Consider the following 15,704-nt stretch of genomic DNA (forward strand, 5'->3'; position numbering starts at 1 on the left):
GATATTGTAGAAGCGACTGAGGGAAAAGAGGCACTCAGCATTTTTACCTCTCAAAGTCCTGATTTAGTGCTACTAGATTTAGGGTTACCGGATATGGATGGTCTTGAAGTATTAAAAAGAATTCGAGAATGGTCCTCGGACATACCTGTGATTGTGGTTTCTGCCCGGGGACACGAAAGAGAAAAGGTGGAGGCCCTTGATTTGGGTTGTGATGATTATATTACAAAGCCCTTTGGCACTTCTGAGCTTTTAGCCCGGATTCGAACGGCTCTTCGTCATCATAAGATGGCAATAGGAAAAACGGATAAAGAGAAAGAAGTTTTTCATCTGGGAGAACTTACCATTGATTTTGAAAAACGATTGGTGACCTTAGGAACAGAGCTTCTGCACTTTACCCCTATTGAATATAAAATTATTGAGCTGCTCACCCAAAATGCTGGAAAGGTTGTTACCTATGATACAATCATGAAAAAAATATGGGGACCTTATACCAATGAAAACCAAACCCTAAGGGTGAATATGGCCAATATACGTCGTAAACTTGAAAAAAATCCGGGAGAACCACACTATATTTTAACTGAGGTTGGGGTCGGATATCGTTTTGTGGAAGAACTTAAAATCCTTGAATATTAATAAAAATAAGGCACTGAGAAGTGATTTTCTATTCTCAGTGCCTTTCAATATCAGGATTTTAGCATTTATTCATGGTTCGGGTGGAGACAACATCAATGCCGAGACCCAGGAGATTCTTTAAAACAATGTCACCTGTTTTAATCGGGGCTTCCACAACCACCTGATTAATAGCGGCCATTGCTTCAAAAATCTGACCCTTGGGAATAGGCTCTGCAGTTTTAACAGGGAGCCTTGGAAGCATGGCGTTATAAATAACAACGGTGGTGGGAATAACACGGGTAGGATTAGTCATTTCATTAATGGCATACTTTGAACCCCGTTTACAGGTGTAACCCGTAACCTCATAGGTGCTATCTTCTTTTTCTTCAATTGTCATCTGACAACCGATGGGGCAAACAATACAGGTCATGTCTTTTTTCAATTCGTGGCCTCCTCGATAACAAAACGGATTTCCCCGGCTGGGTATTGTGCCAATACATCCCTGGCAATTTTGAAATTAACCATTTCAGCAGGGAGCAGTTTCTTTTCTTTTTTACTGGCAATAAGTGTTTCACCAATGTAGGCATTAACCACCTTGTTCTTAAATACCTGACGAACACGCATGTAGAAGGTTACCTGATCTTCCGCATTTTTCAAACAAACGCGTTGTGGCACCACATAACTGATGCCGTCACCATTAAGGGGGGTAAAAGTCACATGTGTATCAAGTGCGCCTGTAAGATATTTTGCAGCGCCTTTCCCCGCAAGAACAGCCTCTTCACTTACAAAATCCACAAGGTCATGGACATGAACAACATTGCCACAGGCAAAAACCCCGGGCATTGATGTTTGACGGAGTTCACCGACAACGGCACCGTTGGTGCGGGGATCCATTTCAATCCCGGCATTACGCGTGATTTCATTTTCGGGAATTAAACCAACAGACAGAAGAAGGGTATCACAGGGAATAAATTCCTCAGTTCCGGGAATGGCTTTCAGGTGCTCATCAACCCTGGCAACGGTAACCCCTTCCAGACGGTCTTTACCATGAATAAAGGTAATGGTATGGCTTAATCGCAAAGGAATACCATAATCATCAAGACATTGGACAATGTTTCTGACTAAACCATTAGAGTAAGGCATCAGTTCGCACACAGCCTTCACATGGGCACCTTCTAAAGTCATGCGACGAGCCATGATCAGTCCGATATCACCGGAACCAAGGATCACGACTTCCTTACCGGGCATGTAGCCTTCCATATTAACGAAGCGCTGGACAGTTCCTGCAGTGAAAACACCGGAGGGACGATAGCCTGGAATACCAATGGCTCCGGAAGGGCGTTCTCGACAGCCCATGGTTAATATGACGGTTTTTGTCTGAATAGCCCTGTATCCATCTTTTTCATTAATCACGTGGATGGCCTTAAGGTCTCCTTGATCAACCATGTCTAAAATCATGGTATCTAAAAAACAGGGAATTCCCAGTGAAGTGACCTGATCAACATAACGCTCAGCATATTCGGGTCCGGTTAATTCTTCATTAAAGGTGTGAAGTCCAAAGCCATTGTGGATACATTGGTTTAAGATGCCACCTAATTCACGGTCACGCTCAAGGATCAGAACATTTTCTGCGCCTTCTTTTTTTACTTCGACAGCAGCGGCCAAACCAGCCGGGCCACCTCCCAGGATCACAACATCATAAATCATGGCTTTGCCTCCGATTGAGCTGATTTTGTTTTTCCGGAGAGGATGTAAGCGGAATCCTGTTGGTCATACATTATTTCATCCAAAGAACAGTGCAGCTCACGGGCAAGAATTTCAACTACCCGTGGGGAACAAAACCCGCCCTGGCAACGACCCATGCCCGCACGACAACGTTTTTTAACGGATTTAACGGTTCGCGCTCCGACACTGCGGTGGATCACATCCATAATTTCACCCTCGGTAATGGTTTCACAGCGACAGATCACTTTACCATATTTCGGATTTTGTTTAATAAGGTCTTTTTTCTCAGTTTCAGTAAGTTCCTCAAAACGCATACGGGGACGAATTTTTGGATTGAAATTCGGGTTATCGATCATATCGGGAATAAGTGCTTTTACAATTTCTTCAACCACATAATGGGCAACAGCAGGAATGGAGCTTAATCCCGGAGATTCATAACCAGCCACGTTAATAAAGCCTTTTACCGGGGATTCTTCAATAATAAAGTCACCATCGGTGGTGGTAAAGGTATCCGCTACCGGCGTATTACGCAGGCCGGCAAAGGATCGGATGATTTTATTAAATGGCAGGGTTGGGCAATTTTTCAGAGCATTTGTCTTAATGTAATCCAGACGTTCGGCAGTGGTGGAGATATCGCCTTTTTCCACTGGTTCTGCGTCAGGACCGATTAAAAGGTTTCCATGCACGGTTGGAGCAACCAAAATACCTTTCCCGTTTTTTGAAGGACAAGGGAAAATAACATGGTTTACCAGATTTCCAACCTCCTTATCAAAAATAAAGTAATTTCCTTTTCTCGCAACAAGCTGGAAGTAGGGCTCACCAACCATTTCATAAATATCATCAGCATAAACGCCGGCAGCATTAATAACATATTTTGCTTCAATATTGCCAGTGTTCGTTACAATATTAAAATGATCTGCAATCTTTTTGATAGCACTGACCAGGTGATTAAGTTTAAGAGTAACGCCGTTATCCACAGCATTTTCAGCCACATTAACACAGAGCTCGAAAGGGGATACAACTCCGGCAGTTGGGGCATAGAGTGCACCGCAAATATCTTTATTTAAATGGGATTCCATGGCATGGACTTCTTCTTTAAATAGAATTTTTAAATCGGGAACACCATTTTTTAAACCATTTTGATACAATTCATGAATGGTTGCCATTTCATACTCGTCATGAGCGACTACCAGTGAACCACATCTTTTAAATGGAACATCCAGGTCGGCACAGACTTTTTCATACATAATGTTTCCGGCAGCATTGAATTTTCCCTTAAGCTTATATGATGGTGCGTCAAAACCAGCATGGATAATGGCTGAATTCGCCATGGTAATTTGATTGCCAACATCGTTTTCGCCATCCAGTAAAACGATAGTTAGTTTGTACCGGGATAATTCCCGGGCAACGTAGGAACCGGCAATGCCGGCTCCGATAATGGCGATATCATACATTTATTATTCCTCCTAAGGGACTGCGTGAAAATCAAAAGCAATTGTTTTTTTGAAAAACGTTCCAGTAGCTTTACTGTTTGTTTAGGTAATTGCGAAAGTACTGTGAGCTTAGATGTCTGTTTACACTTGTGTTTATGAATTTCGCAATTGCCTATTACTGTTTGTAATAAGGAGAGACCTAGTCGGCATCTTCCCAACCTCTGGCACATTTAACTGCTTTTAACCAGCCGGCATATAATTTAGCCCGGACACCAGCATCCATCATTGGTTCGAATTTTCTGTCAAGTTTCCAGGATTGTGTAACGGCGTCTTTATTATCCCAGAATTTTACAGCCAAACCGGCTAAGTAGGCAGCACCCAAGGCGGTGGTTTCTACAATAGCAGGACGTTTAACCAAAACCCCAAGGAGATCCGATTGGAATTGCATTAAGAAGTTATTGGCACAGGCACCACCATCAACTTTTAATTCTGCCAGTTTAATGCCGGAATCTTTTTCCATTGCGTCTAAAACGTCTTTTGTCTGATAAGCCAGTGATTCTACCGTCGCACGAACGATGTGAGCTTTGTTTGCCCCACGGGTCAGGCCAAGAATGGCACCGCGTGCATACATATCCCAAAATGGCGCACCAAGACCTACAAAGGCAGGCACCATATAGACGCCATTGGTATCAGCAACTTTGGTACAGTAGTATTCACTGTCAGGGGCAGAATCAATGATTTTAAGTTCGTCTCTCAACCATTGAATAGCAGCACCGGCAACAAAGATAGAGCCTTCCAACGCATAGTTCACAGTGCCTTCGAAGCCCCAGCCAATGGTTGTGATAAGGCCTGAGTTTGATTTTACCGGTTTCTCGCCGGTGTTCATCAGCATAAAGCAACCGGTGCCATAGGTGTTTTTAGCCATTCCCGGCTCGAAGCATGCCTGTCCAAAGAGAGCAGCCTGTTGGTCACCGGCCGCTCCGGCAATCGGGATTTCACCACCGTATAAGGAAGTGGTTCCATAAATTTCTGAAGAAGGTCTGACTTCCGGAAGCAGGGAAGCAGGGATATCTAATTCCTTTAACATTTTTTCATCCCATTTAAGGGTTTTAATATTAAAAGCCATGGTTCTGGAAGCGTTGGAATAATCGGTAACATGCACTTTACCATTCGTAAGTTTCCAAATTAACCAGGTATCAATGGTTCCGAAAGCCAATTCCCCTTTTTCAGCTCTGCCACGGGCACCTGGCACATGATTAAGGATCCAGGTGATTTTCGTTCCTGAGAAATAAGCATCGATAACAAGACCGGTATTTTCTCGAACATAGTCTTCTAATCCACGGGCCTTTAGTTCATCACAAAAAGCGGCGGTACGGCGGCATTGCCAAACAATGGCATTATAAATAGGGATCCCGGTTTTTCTGTCCCATACAACAGTGGTTTCACGTTGATTCGTAATTCCAATGGCCGCAATATCCTCGGAAGTGGCGCCGGCTTTTTCTAAAGCTTCATGAGCAACAGCACTTTGAGTCGCCCAGATTTCCATGGCATCATGTTCAACCCAGCCAGCTTTTGGATAAATCTGCGTAAATTCTTTTTTTGCAATACTTGCAATTTTACTGTCATGGCCGAACAAAATGGCTCTTGAACTTGTGGTTCCGGCATCCAGCGATAAGATATACTTTTTCATGAGTATTACCCTCTGATTTTCATTTAAAGATGGGAATATAATAACACAAATTGCATCAGATGTAAAAGATAACCAATTAGGAGAAATGTTATTTTCTTAATAACATTTGATTAAGCTTGATACCGATGATATGGATTTTTAATTAAAAATATAAATTAATTTTTGAATAAGATAAAAAAACTTGAATGAATTTATCTTATAGGATATAATGAATCGTAAATGGTTTTTACCTAAGAATAAATTTGAATTATGAAAAACAAACTTGGAAAAGAAAGGGATATTAATGGAGGAAATAAGTTTACAGGAGATACTGGATCTCCTTAGAGAAAATTGGAAAATGATCGTGGCCATTACGGTGCTGTTTATGGCACTGGCTGCGGTCTTTACCATTTTTTTCATCGATAAGGAGTACAGCAGCAGTACCACCCTCATTGTGGGCAAACCTGAGGGTTATACCAGTACCGCATCAGATACTGCCAGTGAGTTGAAAACGAACCAGCAGTTAGTCGGAACGTACAGTGAAATTGCCAAGAGTAAATCCGTCATGGATGAGGTGAACTCAGGTCTGGGACTGGATTTGAGCGACGGTGCTTTAGCAAAAATGATTGCAGTATCAACGGTTAATGAAACTGAACTCATTGAAATAAAAGTTACTTCAAAGGATCCTGTTTTAGCGGCGACCATCGCTAACAAAACAGGAACGGTGTTTATGACCAATGTGGCCGAATTAATGAAAATCAATAATTTACAGGTGGTGGATACTGCAGAGGTTAATGAAAGCCCTGTTTCACCTAACGTGAAACTGAATATTGCCATTGCGTTTTTACTTGGAATTGTTGCGAGTGTGTTCATTATTTTTATCCGGGAAACATTAACTACAACGGTCAAAACAGTGGAAGATCTTAAAAAGCTCATTGAGGATGTGCCCATTGTGGCAATTATCCCGGAAACTGTGGAATTAAGTAATGACGGAGGAGGAAGATAATGAAAGATTCGATAATTACCTTTAAAGAACCAAAGTCACCAATTTCTGAGGCCTTCCGAAAAATGCGAACCAACATTACCTTTTCAGATATTGATCATGAGTTGCAGGTGCTGGCCATAACAAGTACGGATAAAAGCGAGGGAAAAACCACCATTCTCGGGAATTATGCGGTAGCCCTTGCCCAAAGCGGGAAGCGCACCTTAATCATCGATTGTGATTTGAGACGGCCCCAAATGCACAGAAAGTTTGATTTGGATAACGGCAAGGGACTAACCAACATTCTGCTTAAGGAAATTAATATCGTTGATGGTATTCAAAAAACAGAAGTGCCGGATCTTTTTATTATTACATCAGGGCCGATTCCTCCGAATCCTTCGGAAATCCTGGCCAGTCGTCGCATGGGTGAGGTGATCGATGATCTGAAAAATAATTTTGATTACATCCTTTTGGATGCCCCGCCAGTTGGGATGGTAACCGATGCAGCCGTTCTTAGCCCTGTGGTTGAAGGGTATATCGTTGTGGTGTCATTGGGACAATGCAACCGGGATGGGGTTCGATATGCTATTGAAAATCTCAAAAAAATTAATGCCAGAATCATTGGCGTGGTGGCCAACAAGGTGCCAATTTCCAAACGGCAAGGATATTATGGCTATTATTATAATGCCTATTATGAAGAGGAAGCAGTAATAAACGGAGAAACAAAAAAGGAAAAACGGAAAAGAGAAAAAAAGCATAAACACAGAGAAAAAATAACCCAATAGAAAGACTTAAAAAGATGCAAAAAAAGCAGGAAAATAAGAAGAGAAACTGTCTGATAAGGATGGTTTCTCTTCTTAATTTTCCTGCTTTTTCAGGTATGAGTAGAAATTCTTGGTGCTGGGATCAATATTACCCGACTGGGACAATGGCCTATTCATTTAATCCGAATTATGGTATAATAGGGCACAAATGGGAATTAGTAAATATACAAATAAGTCAAACAAACTTTAGAATGGTTAATAATATGGAAATAAAATTTACACATTTACATGTTCATAGTGAATATAGTTTATTAGACGGTTTTGGTCGCATTAACGCTCTTGCGAAAGTCGCTGCAGAACAGGGAATGGATAGCATAGCACTAACAGACCACGGCGTTCTTTTTGGTGCCATTGATTTTTATAAAGCCTGTCTGAAAGAAAAAATACACCCTGTGATCGGGTGTGAGGTATATATTGCGGCAAGGGGACTGGATCAGAAAGATGGTCAACTGGATAAAGATCGTTCCCACCTCATTTTGCTGGCAGAAAACAATACCGGATACAAAAACCTGATGAAAATAGTGTCCAAGGGTTTTATTGACGGATTCTATTATAAGCCACGGGTGGATCACAATTATCTCAGAGAAAACAGTGAAGGGATCATCTGTCTGTCAGCATGTATCGGTGGAGAGATTCCGCAACTGATTCTTAAAAACGATATGGAAGGTGCGGCCGGGCTTTGTCTGGAATACCAGAAGATTTTTGGCAAAGGAAACTTCTTTTTAGAGATACAGGATCATCGCCTGCGGGAAGAAGCTTTGGTGAACGAACGGATGCTTCAGCTTTCAAAGAAATATGACATTCCATTGGTGGCCACCAATGACGTTCATTATATTAAAAAAGAAGATTCTGAAAATCACGATATTCTTTTGTGCATACAGACAGCAGCAACCGTTCAGGATGAAAAACGGATGCGATTTCCAAACAATGAGTTTTATTTCAAAAGTGCAGAGGAAATGGCCAGGCTTTTTGTGGATGTTCCAGAAGCCATTGAAAATACCAACCGAATTGCAAAGCGCTGTCAGGTTACGTTTGATCTTGAAAAAACCCATTTGCCTCAATTTGAATTACCGACCGGAGAAAATGCCAAAGACTATCTGAGAAAACTTTGTATCCAGGGGATTAATAAAAAATATTCAGAAGTTTTGCCGGAGATGATCGAACGGCTGGATTATGAGCTGGAAGTCATTCATACTATGGGCTTTGACGACTACTTCCTGATTGTCTGGGATTTTATAAAATATGCAAAGGATCATCAAATTATGGTTGGACCCGGAAGAGGAAGTGCTGCCGGAAGCATCGTGGCCTACGGTTTGGATATTACCACGGTGGATCCATTAAAATATCAGCTTCTTTTTGAACGTTTCCTTAACCCGGAGCGTGTGACAATGCCGGATATAGATGTTGATTTTTGCTATGAACGTCGTCAGGAAGTCATTGATTATGTGGTGAATAAATACGGTGAAAACCGAGTGGCTCAGATTATTACCTTTGGAACCATGGCTGCCCGGGGAGCTATCCGGGATGTGGGACGAGCTCTGGATATGCCCTATAATGCAGTGGACAGGGTTGCCAAGGAGATACCCTTTCATGCCGGGACTAATGTTACCATTGCCGATGCCATGGAAGAAAATCCGGAACTTAAAAAAATGGCAGCGGCCAGTGAAGATGTGGCAAGGCTATTAAAAACCGCCCAGTCCATTGAAGGGCTTTCCCGTCATGCTTCTACCCATGCTGCCGGGGTTGTTATTTCAGACTTGCCTTTAGTGGAATATATTCCCCTTTATCGGAACAATGATCTAATTACAACCCAGTTTCCAATGGGCCTTCTGGAAGATCTTGGTCTTTTGAAAATGGACTTTTTAGGGCTCCGGACCTTAACCGTTATTCGGGATGCCCTGGAAAATATCAGGCTTTCCAATGGGGAAGCTCCAGACTTGGATTCTTTGGAAATGGATGATACAAAAGTTTTTGAAATGCTTTCCAAAGGGGATACTTTAGGCGTGTTTCAGTTGGAAAGCCGGGGTATGCAGCAATTTATTAAAGAGCTCCAGCCAGAAAGCTTTGAGGATATTATTGCCGGGATCTCACTGTATCGACCAGGGCCAATGGAGCAAATCCCCCGATACATCGAAAATAAAAAAAATCCGGAGTCAATTCCTTACCACCATCCTATTTTAGAGCCAATCCTTGATGTGACCTACGGCTGTATGGTTTACCAGGAACAGGTTATGCAAATATTCAGGGATGTGGCCGGATTTTCCATGGGCCGAAGTGATTTAGTTCGTCGTGCCATGTCAAAGAAAAAAGGGGATGTCATGGCGGCTGAAGGTCATGTTTTCGTTCACGGAGAAGTGGATGAACAGGGAAATATTGTGGTAGATGGTGCCATTCGTCGCGGCGTTTCGGAAACCGTGGCAGTAAAGATTTATGATGAAATGAAGGATTTCGCGAAATATGCCTTTAATAAATCCCATGCGGCGGCCTATGCAGTGATTGCCTATCAAACCGCCTGGCTAAAATGTTTTTATCCCACAGAATTTATGGCAGCCCTGATGTCCAGTGTCATGGATGATGAGAAAAAGGTTGCTAAATATATTGAGGATTGCCGTAAAATCGGCATTCACGTGTTGCCGCCAAATGTAAATGCCAGTTATGAAAAGTTCAGTGTTTCAGGAACCAATATTTGTTTTGGATTAGGGGCTGTTAAAGGCCTTGGAAAAAACGCCATTGCAGCGATTATTGATGCTCGTGAAAAACAGGGAGATTTTCAAAGCTTTCGGAATTTTTGTGAGGTGGTTGATCTGAAATCTCTTAATAAACGGAGTATTGAAAGCCTGATTAAAGGTGGGTCCTTTGACTTTATTGGGAGCAGCCGTGCTCAAATGCTGGCCATTGCAGAATTGATTGTGGATCAGGTTCAACGCGAGAAAAAGGATCGCCTTTCAGGACAAATGTCGCTTCTTGATTTGGCAGGCTTAGGCGATTCAAAAAAAATGGCCAGTTTAAAAGAAGAACATTTTCCAAAAATAGAACCTTTCTCAAAAGAGGAACGTCTGGCATTGGAAAAAGAGGTTTTAGGCCTTTATGTTACAGGCCATCCCCTTGAAAAATTCGAAGAGATCCTGAAAAAAACAGTCAGTCTTTTTTCCAACACCCTGGACAGCTATCAGGAGCTTAAAGATGCCGGTATTCAGGACGGACAGCAGGTCAGCATCGGTGGTTTGATTCAGGAATTAAAAACCATGATGACAAAAAAAGGCCAGATGATGTGCTTTGTCACGCTTGAGGATTTATATGGCAGAATTGAAGTGGTGGTTTTTCCAAAAACATATGATGACTATCGGCGGTATCTGAAACAGGACCAACCGATTATTATAAAAGGCCGAATTAATTACAATGAGGAGGGGAATACCTCGATCATTGCTTCTCAAATTTATCCCATTGGTCAACCCCCGGGGAAGTCACAAAATTTTCGGGTGGAAGAAGTCAAGGTCAACTATCATAGTGACGAATTAAAAAAAACAGAAAGAAAATTAATTCTTACTTTTAATGATTTAACAGAGAAACCCTTGATAAAATGTGTGAAATCAGTTTTAATAAAGTACAAAGGGAAAGTACCGGTGGTTTTAGTCTTTAGAAAAGAAAAAAATCGCTTTGTTGCCAGTGAAGAATTGTGGGTTACCCCAGGTGATGCACTGATCAGAGAATTGAGTCATATTTTAGGAAATCAAAACGTGGAGGTAAAGTAAAAATGCGTATTGGAGTTTTAACCAGCGGTGGTGATGCACCGGGAATGAATGCGGCCATTCGAGCTGTCGTACGAACGGCAATTTTCAATAACATTGAAGTGTATGGAATTAATCGGGGTTATGCCGGTTTATTAGAAGAGGATATCACGCCACTGACAGTTTATTCAGTAGCTGATATTCTTCAAAGAGGAGGCACACTTCTCAGAACCTCAAGAAGCGATTTTTTTGCTACTGATGCAGGGGTGAAACAGGGAGCTGCAGTACTGGAGGAATATGGTATTGAGCACCTCATCATTATTGGTGGTGATGGGAGCTTAAAAGGTGCGCTGGCACTTCAGAATCTGGGGGTTAGTGTTATCGGAATTCCAGGGACCATTGATAATGATTTGGGCTGCAGTGATTTTACCATTGGCTTTGATACGGCAGTGACCACGGCCCTGGATGCCATTAGTAAAATCAGAGATACCACCTACTCCCATAACCGGATCAATGTGATTCAGGTCATGGGTCGAAAATGCGGTGATATTGCACTATATTCTGGGCTGTCCGGCGGTGCGGAAGCCTTGATACTTCCTGAGGTTGAAACGGACCTGGATGCGATTTGCCAGCGACTGCTCATCGGAAAAGATCGGGGCAAGCTTCACAGTATTGTTATGCTTGCAGAAGGCTGCGGGAGTTACCGTGATTACTGCGTTAAAATTGAAGAACGTACCCAGGTAACCACAAAGGGTACCAATCTGGGTTACATTCAAAGAGGAGGATCTCCTTCAAATGTGGACCGAAGTCTAGCCTGCTTCATGGGATATCATGCCGTTCAGGCGATTATTAAAAAAGAAACCGGAAGTGTCGTAGTGCAACAACATGGTGAATATTTGTGGATTCCCCTTGAAGAAGCTATCCTAATGCCTAAAAAATTTCGTCAGGATATTTATGATATCGCCATGGTATTATCCATTTAATTGAGTAAGATAACCTAAATACAGGAAAGAGGAAAAAAATGAAAAGAACAAAAATTGTCTGCACCCTGGGTCCGGCAACAGATACTAAGGAAACAATAAAAGCGCTTGTTCTTAATGGAATGAATGTTGCTCGTTTGAATTTTTCCCATGGAACCCATAAAGAGCATGCCAAAAGAATTCAGCTGGTTAAAGAAGTCCGTAAAGAGCTGGGAATTCCTGTAGCTCTTATGTTAGATACAAAGGGACCGGAAATCAGAACAGGAGAACTAACCCAGGGTGAGGTTGAACTTCAAAACGGGAACCAGGTTGTACTGACTACAGAAAGTATTTCCGGTGATGAAAAGCGCATTAGTGTTTCATATGAAAATCTTCCCGGTGAAGTTTCTGTTGGCAGTCGCATTCTGATTGATGATGGGCTGATCCAACTGGAAGTTAAAGCGGTTGAAGGAACAGAAATTATCTGTACCGTCTTAAACGGCGGAATCCTTAGAAGCAAAAAAAGCATTAATCTTCCCAGCGTTACCAATGAATTGCCGGCCTTGACTGAGCAGGACCGTGACGATATTATTTTTGGGATTGAGCAAAAAATTGACTTTGTTGCCGCATCCTTTGTCAGAAAGCCCCAGGACGTTTTAGAAATAAGAAAAGTTTTAGAGCGAAATGGTGGCGAACGGATTAATATAATATCCAAAATAGAAAACAGAGAAGGCGTTGAAAAAATCGACCGAATTCTAACTGTTTCTGACGGTATTATGGTTGCCCGAGGGGACTTAGGCGTGGAAATACCGGCAGAGGAAGTACCATTGGTGCAGAAAAGCATTATTAGGAAATGTAATCTTGTTGGAAAACCCGTTATTACCGCAACCCAGATGCTGGATTCGATGATCCGTAATCCAAGACCAACGCGTGCAGAGGTTGGCGATGTTGCCAATGCGGTTTTTGATGGTACCGATGCCGTCATGCTTTCAGGGGAAACAGCAGCAGGGGCTTATCCCATTGAGTCGGTAAAAACCATGTGTAATATTGTGGTTAAAAGTGAAAATTCTGAGGAATATGCTCGCCGAAAAAAACCGGAACACGGTGAATTGACCATTACCAATGCTGTGAGTGAGGGTGCCTGCCAGATTGCAAATCAGCTTAATGCTAAAACAATTATTGCGGCAACATCATCAGGGCATACCCCTCGGATGATATCAAAATATCGACCGGATTGCAGCATCATTGCCGTAACAGATAAGGTGTCAACCATTCGTCGATTGACCCTGGTATGGGGCGTTAATTGCATTTACACACCAGCATTTGGTGATACCGACAGTATGATTATGGATGCAGTTAAAAAAGCCGTTGAGCAGAAGTATGTGGAATTTGGAGATATTGCCATTATTGCTGCCGGAGTGCCTCTGGGGGTTCAGGGAAACACCAATATTATTAAAGTTCACACTGTGGGAACTGCCATAATCTATGGTGTGGGCATTGGCAAACGACCGGTCACCGGACATGCTAAGATTATTACCGCTGCCAATGTAAATGAATTTATGGAAGGGGATATTTTAGTTGTGAAAGCTTTAACCCCGGATATCAGTCATATTCTTCATTTGGCATCGGCGATTATTACCGAAGAAAGCGGCTTAAGCTCAGAAGGTGCGATTGCCGGACTTCACTATGATATTCCGGTTATTGTTGATGTTGCAAAAGCCATTGAAATTATTGAGCATGGCAAATTGATTTCTGTAGATCCCAAACGTGGTGTTGTGTATCAGGGGCGGGTACAAATGGTTTAGACTGTAGATAAAGTAATCAGACAAGCCTCTTCCCGGATTTTTATTGCATCAAGTTGTGTGCATCATGGCGAACAGGCGTAGTCTGTACGATCATGCAGCACACAACGATCAATTAAATGCCCGGAAAAGAGGCTTGTCAATACTATAAAAGGAGCTGTCATTGGACAGCTCCTTTTATGTTTCATTTTATGGTGTAGGTGAACTCATAGGTTTGGGTAAAAATCCGGTCTTTTGCAGTGATTACATCCTTTGTTGTGTCAACAGAAAAATAGAGGATGGACTTAGATGGATCACAAATGATCTGAGAGTTTAGCTTCAAAGGTGAAGTAATCTGTAATGGTTTTTTCCCATTTGGATCCATAATCCAGATTGACTGAAATTGTGAATCAACATTTGATGAATACTGGGTATATACTACTTTATCACCATTGGATGTATACGTTACCGTTCCAAAATTACCTGCAGCAAGTGTGGTTTGCGGCGTGGAGTTAACTGACCAGGTAGCAATGCTTTGATTTTGACCTGTATTTTTAATAAAAACAAGTTGATTATTCGCTTTATTAACATCAAAATCAATGACATTTTCCGCTACAAGCTTAGGAATAATCTTAACGGAATCGGCTTTTATTTCTCCATAATAAAGGTTTGTCTTTTCGGCTCCGGTTGGAGGATTGGCCATGAAAACAAGTGAATGAGTAATTTTCATATAATCTACTGAAAGGATGCTATAATTTTCAGGGGTTGTGTAGATTTGACGGCTTCCCTGATTATCGGCAATAATAATTTCATTATTATTATTGCTGTAAATAACTTGATCTGATTCTCCAATTCCAAAACATTTTACAACATTTTCTTCAGGAAGGGAAATGACTCGGGTAGTATCTCTGTTAATATCTGTCCATAAGAGCTGGCTGCTGGCCTTCCCGGTATTGGCGTCAACGGTTTCCACAACATAATAAATACCTGCATCAAAGGAATCATAAAGTGCAGAGAGTACACGTTTATCAGAACTGATAAAAGAAGATAAGCTTTGTGCATCCGTGTCATAGGTATTAATATTAAAGTTGGTTTTTGAGTTCTCTGAATTGAGGATAATCAAAGAATTCCCATTATTGGAAATATCCTGGACGATCCCAGGGGTAATCGTGTGAAACGACTGGATGGTGATTTCCTGGGAAGGTTGATTTTTTGAAGAGAGGCCTTCCCATAGGGCAATAGGGACATTTTTGGGAATGAAAAGGCTTTGGCATCCTCCGGCTAACAAGGCAAACACCAGGATAAAGCCAGGAAAAAACCACTTAGCTAAGCGCTTTAACATCCGGTTCACCTCCATAAATTAAAACAGAAAGAATGGGAAGGGTAACAATGATATTGGTGCCTTCACCGACCTGGCTTACAATTTCAATTTTTCCTTCATGTTTTTCTATAACCTGTTTAACAATATAAAGCCCAAGTCCGGAACCCCCTTCTTCAGGCCCCCGAGACCGATCTTCCTCGACGCGGTAAAAAGCATTAAAAATTCGTTTTTGCTCAATTTCAGAAATTCCCGGGCCGTAATCTCGAATGGATACCACAATGTGGTCATCTTCCAAGGTTGAAATAACGTCAATAATATCACCACTATTAGAATACTTAATGGCATTGTGAATAATATTAATAAATACCTGTTGGAGTCGGTCATAGTCTCCCAGAACTTCAGGAAGCTCATCCGAGCGGTAGTTAATATCCACTTCGGATTGACTTGCTTTAATCTGCATTTGTTCAACCACATCAGAAAGAAGAAGGACAAGATTCAGATTTGTTTTTTTAAAGTCAAATTCAGCCTTATCAAATTTATTAACCGTTAATAAGTCATCCACAAGGCGAAGGAGACGATGACCTTCACGGTTAATCGTGTTTAAGGATCGGTTTACTATTTCGGGATCATCTACCTTTCGTCGGGTTAGCATATCTGTATAACCGATGAT

12 protein-coding genes are annotated in these 15,704 nt (G+C 41.8%); 6 read left to right on the forward strand and 6 right to left on the reverse strand.

Annotation, left to right across the window (positions count from 1 at the left end):
• Nucleotides 1–633: response regulator transcription factor (locus VIK44_RS09530; RefSeq protein WP_331553671.1), on the forward strand; the 633-nt coding region annotated here is incomplete at its 5' end.
• 58 nt (nucleotides 634–691) lie between these two features.
• Here VIK44_RS09530 and VIK44_RS09535 read toward each other — a convergent pair.
• From VIK44_RS09535 to glpK, 4 genes are all read right to left on the reverse strand, one after another.
• Nucleotides 692–1,054: a DUF1667 domain-containing protein gene (locus VIK44_RS09535; protein ID WP_331553672.1), complete on the reverse strand. Its 363-nt coding sequence runs from the start codon at nucleotides 1,052–1,054 to the stop codon at nucleotides 692–694.
• Nucleotides 1,051–2,319: an NAD(P)/FAD-dependent oxidoreductase gene (locus VIK44_RS09540; protein ID WP_331553673.1), complete on the reverse strand. Its 1,269-nt coding sequence runs from the start codon at nucleotides 2,317–2,319 to the stop codon at nucleotides 1,051–1,053. The genes VIK44_RS09535 and VIK44_RS09540 overlap by 4 nt, the downstream gene beginning before the upstream one ends.
• Nucleotides 2,316–3,791 carry an NAD(P)/FAD-dependent oxidoreductase gene (locus VIK44_RS09545; RefSeq protein ID WP_331553674.1) on the reverse strand — a complete coding sequence of 492 codons (1,476 nt, stop codon included), beginning with the start codon at nucleotides 3,789–3,791 and terminating at the stop codon, nucleotides 2,316–2,318. Before VIK44_RS09545 ends, VIK44_RS09540 begins: the two co-directional genes overlap by 4 nt.
• Before the next feature lie 178 nt (nucleotides 3,792–3,969).
• Nucleotides 3,970–5,460: a glycerol kinase GlpK gene (gene glpK / locus VIK44_RS09550; RefSeq protein ID WP_331553675.1), complete on the reverse strand. Its 1,491-nt coding sequence runs from the start codon at nucleotides 5,458–5,460 to the stop codon at nucleotides 3,970–3,972.
• A 283-nt stretch (nucleotides 5,461–5,743) separates the two neighbouring features.
• Here glpK and VIK44_RS09555 point away from each other — a divergent pair, with 283 nt between their 5' ends.
• The 5 genes from VIK44_RS09555 to pyk all read left to right on the forward strand — a co-directional run bounded on the left by VIK44_RS09555 (nucleotide 5,744) and on the right by pyk (nucleotide 13,737).
• Entirely contained in the window at nucleotides 5,744–6,445 is a 702-nt protein-coding gene (locus tag VIK44_RS09555; RefSeq protein WP_331553676.1) for a YveK family protein, read from the forward strand.
• A complete protein-coding gene (locus VIK44_RS09560; protein WP_331553677.1) occupies nucleotides 6,445–7,206 on the forward strand; it encodes a CpsD/CapB family tyrosine-protein kinase in 762 nt (253 codons plus the stop codon). The genes VIK44_RS09555 and VIK44_RS09560 overlap by 1 nt, the downstream gene beginning before the upstream one ends.
• A 242-nt stretch (nucleotides 7,207–7,448) precedes the next feature.
• Nucleotides 7,449–10,997: a DNA polymerase III subunit alpha gene (locus VIK44_RS09565; protein WP_331553678.1), complete on the forward strand. Its 3,549-nt coding sequence runs from the start codon at nucleotides 7,449–7,451 to the stop codon at nucleotides 10,995–10,997.
• Nucleotides 10,998–10,999: 2 nt separating this feature from the next.
• On the forward strand, nucleotides 11,000–11,956 hold the full coding sequence (locus VIK44_RS09570; protein WP_331553679.1) for an ATP-dependent 6-phosphofructokinase: 957 nt from the start codon (nucleotides 11,000–11,002) through the stop codon (nucleotides 11,954–11,956).
• 38 nt (nucleotides 11,957–11,994) lie between these two features.
• On the forward strand, nucleotides 11,995–13,737 hold the full coding sequence (gene pyk, locus VIK44_RS09575; RefSeq protein ID WP_331553680.1) for a pyruvate kinase: 1,743 nt from the start codon (nucleotides 11,995–11,997) through the stop codon (nucleotides 13,735–13,737).
• A gap of 181 nt (nucleotides 13,738–13,918) precedes the next feature.
• On the opposite strand, the gene VIK44_RS09580 is transcribed toward pyk, so the two are convergent.
• Together VIK44_RS09580 and VIK44_RS09585 are read right to left on the reverse strand one after the other, a co-directional pair.
• Nucleotides 13,919–15,055, reverse strand: a complete 1,137-nt coding sequence (locus VIK44_RS09580) for a hypothetical protein (RefSeq protein ID WP_331553681.1) — start codon at nucleotides 15,053–15,055, stop codon at nucleotides 13,919–13,921.
• A partial coding sequence (locus VIK44_RS09585) for a HAMP domain-containing sensor histidine kinase (protein WP_331553682.1) occupies nucleotides 15,036–15,704 on the reverse strand: 669 nt, incomplete at its 5' end. The genes VIK44_RS09585 and VIK44_RS09580, both read right to left, overlap by 20 nt.

This window comes from Acetobacterium sp., assembly GCF_036508315.1.
Taxonomy (GTDB): Bacteria; Bacillota; Clostridia; order Eubacteriales; family Eubacteriaceae; genus Acetobacterium.

Coding starts and splice junctions, on each gene's coding strand:
- VIK44_RS09540 (WP_331553673.1), bottom strand. CDS start 2,319: ATGATTTATGATGTTGTGATCCTGGGAGGTGGCCCGGCTGGTTTGGCC.
- VIK44_RS09545 (WP_331553674.1), bottom strand. CDS start 3,791: ATGTATGATATCGCCATTATCGGAGCCGGCATTGCCGGTTCCTACGTT.
- glpK (WP_331553675.1), bottom strand. CDS start 5,460: ATGAAAAAGTATATCTTATCGCTGGATGCCGGAACCACAAGTTCAAGA.
- VIK44_RS09555 (WP_331553676.1), top strand. CDS start 5,744: ATGGAGGAAATAAGTTTACAGGAGATACTGGATCTCCTTAGAGAAAAT.
- VIK44_RS09560 (WP_331553677.1), top strand. CDS start 6,445: ATGAAAGATTCGATAATTACCTTTAAAGAACCAAAGTCACCAATTTCT.
- VIK44_RS09565 (WP_331553678.1), top strand. CDS start 7,449: ATGGAAATAAAATTTACACATTTACATGTTCATAGTGAATATAGTTTA.
- VIK44_RS09570 (WP_331553679.1), top strand. CDS start 11,000: ATGCGTATTGGAGTTTTAACCAGCGGTGGTGATGCACCGGGAATGAAT.
- pyk (WP_331553680.1), top strand. CDS start 11,995: ATGAAAAGAACAAAAATTGTCTGCACCCTGGGTCCGGCAACAGATACT.
- VIK44_RS09580 (WP_331553681.1), bottom strand. CDS start 15,055: ATGTTAAAGCGCTTAGCTAAGTGGTTTTTTCCTGGCTTTATCCTGGTG.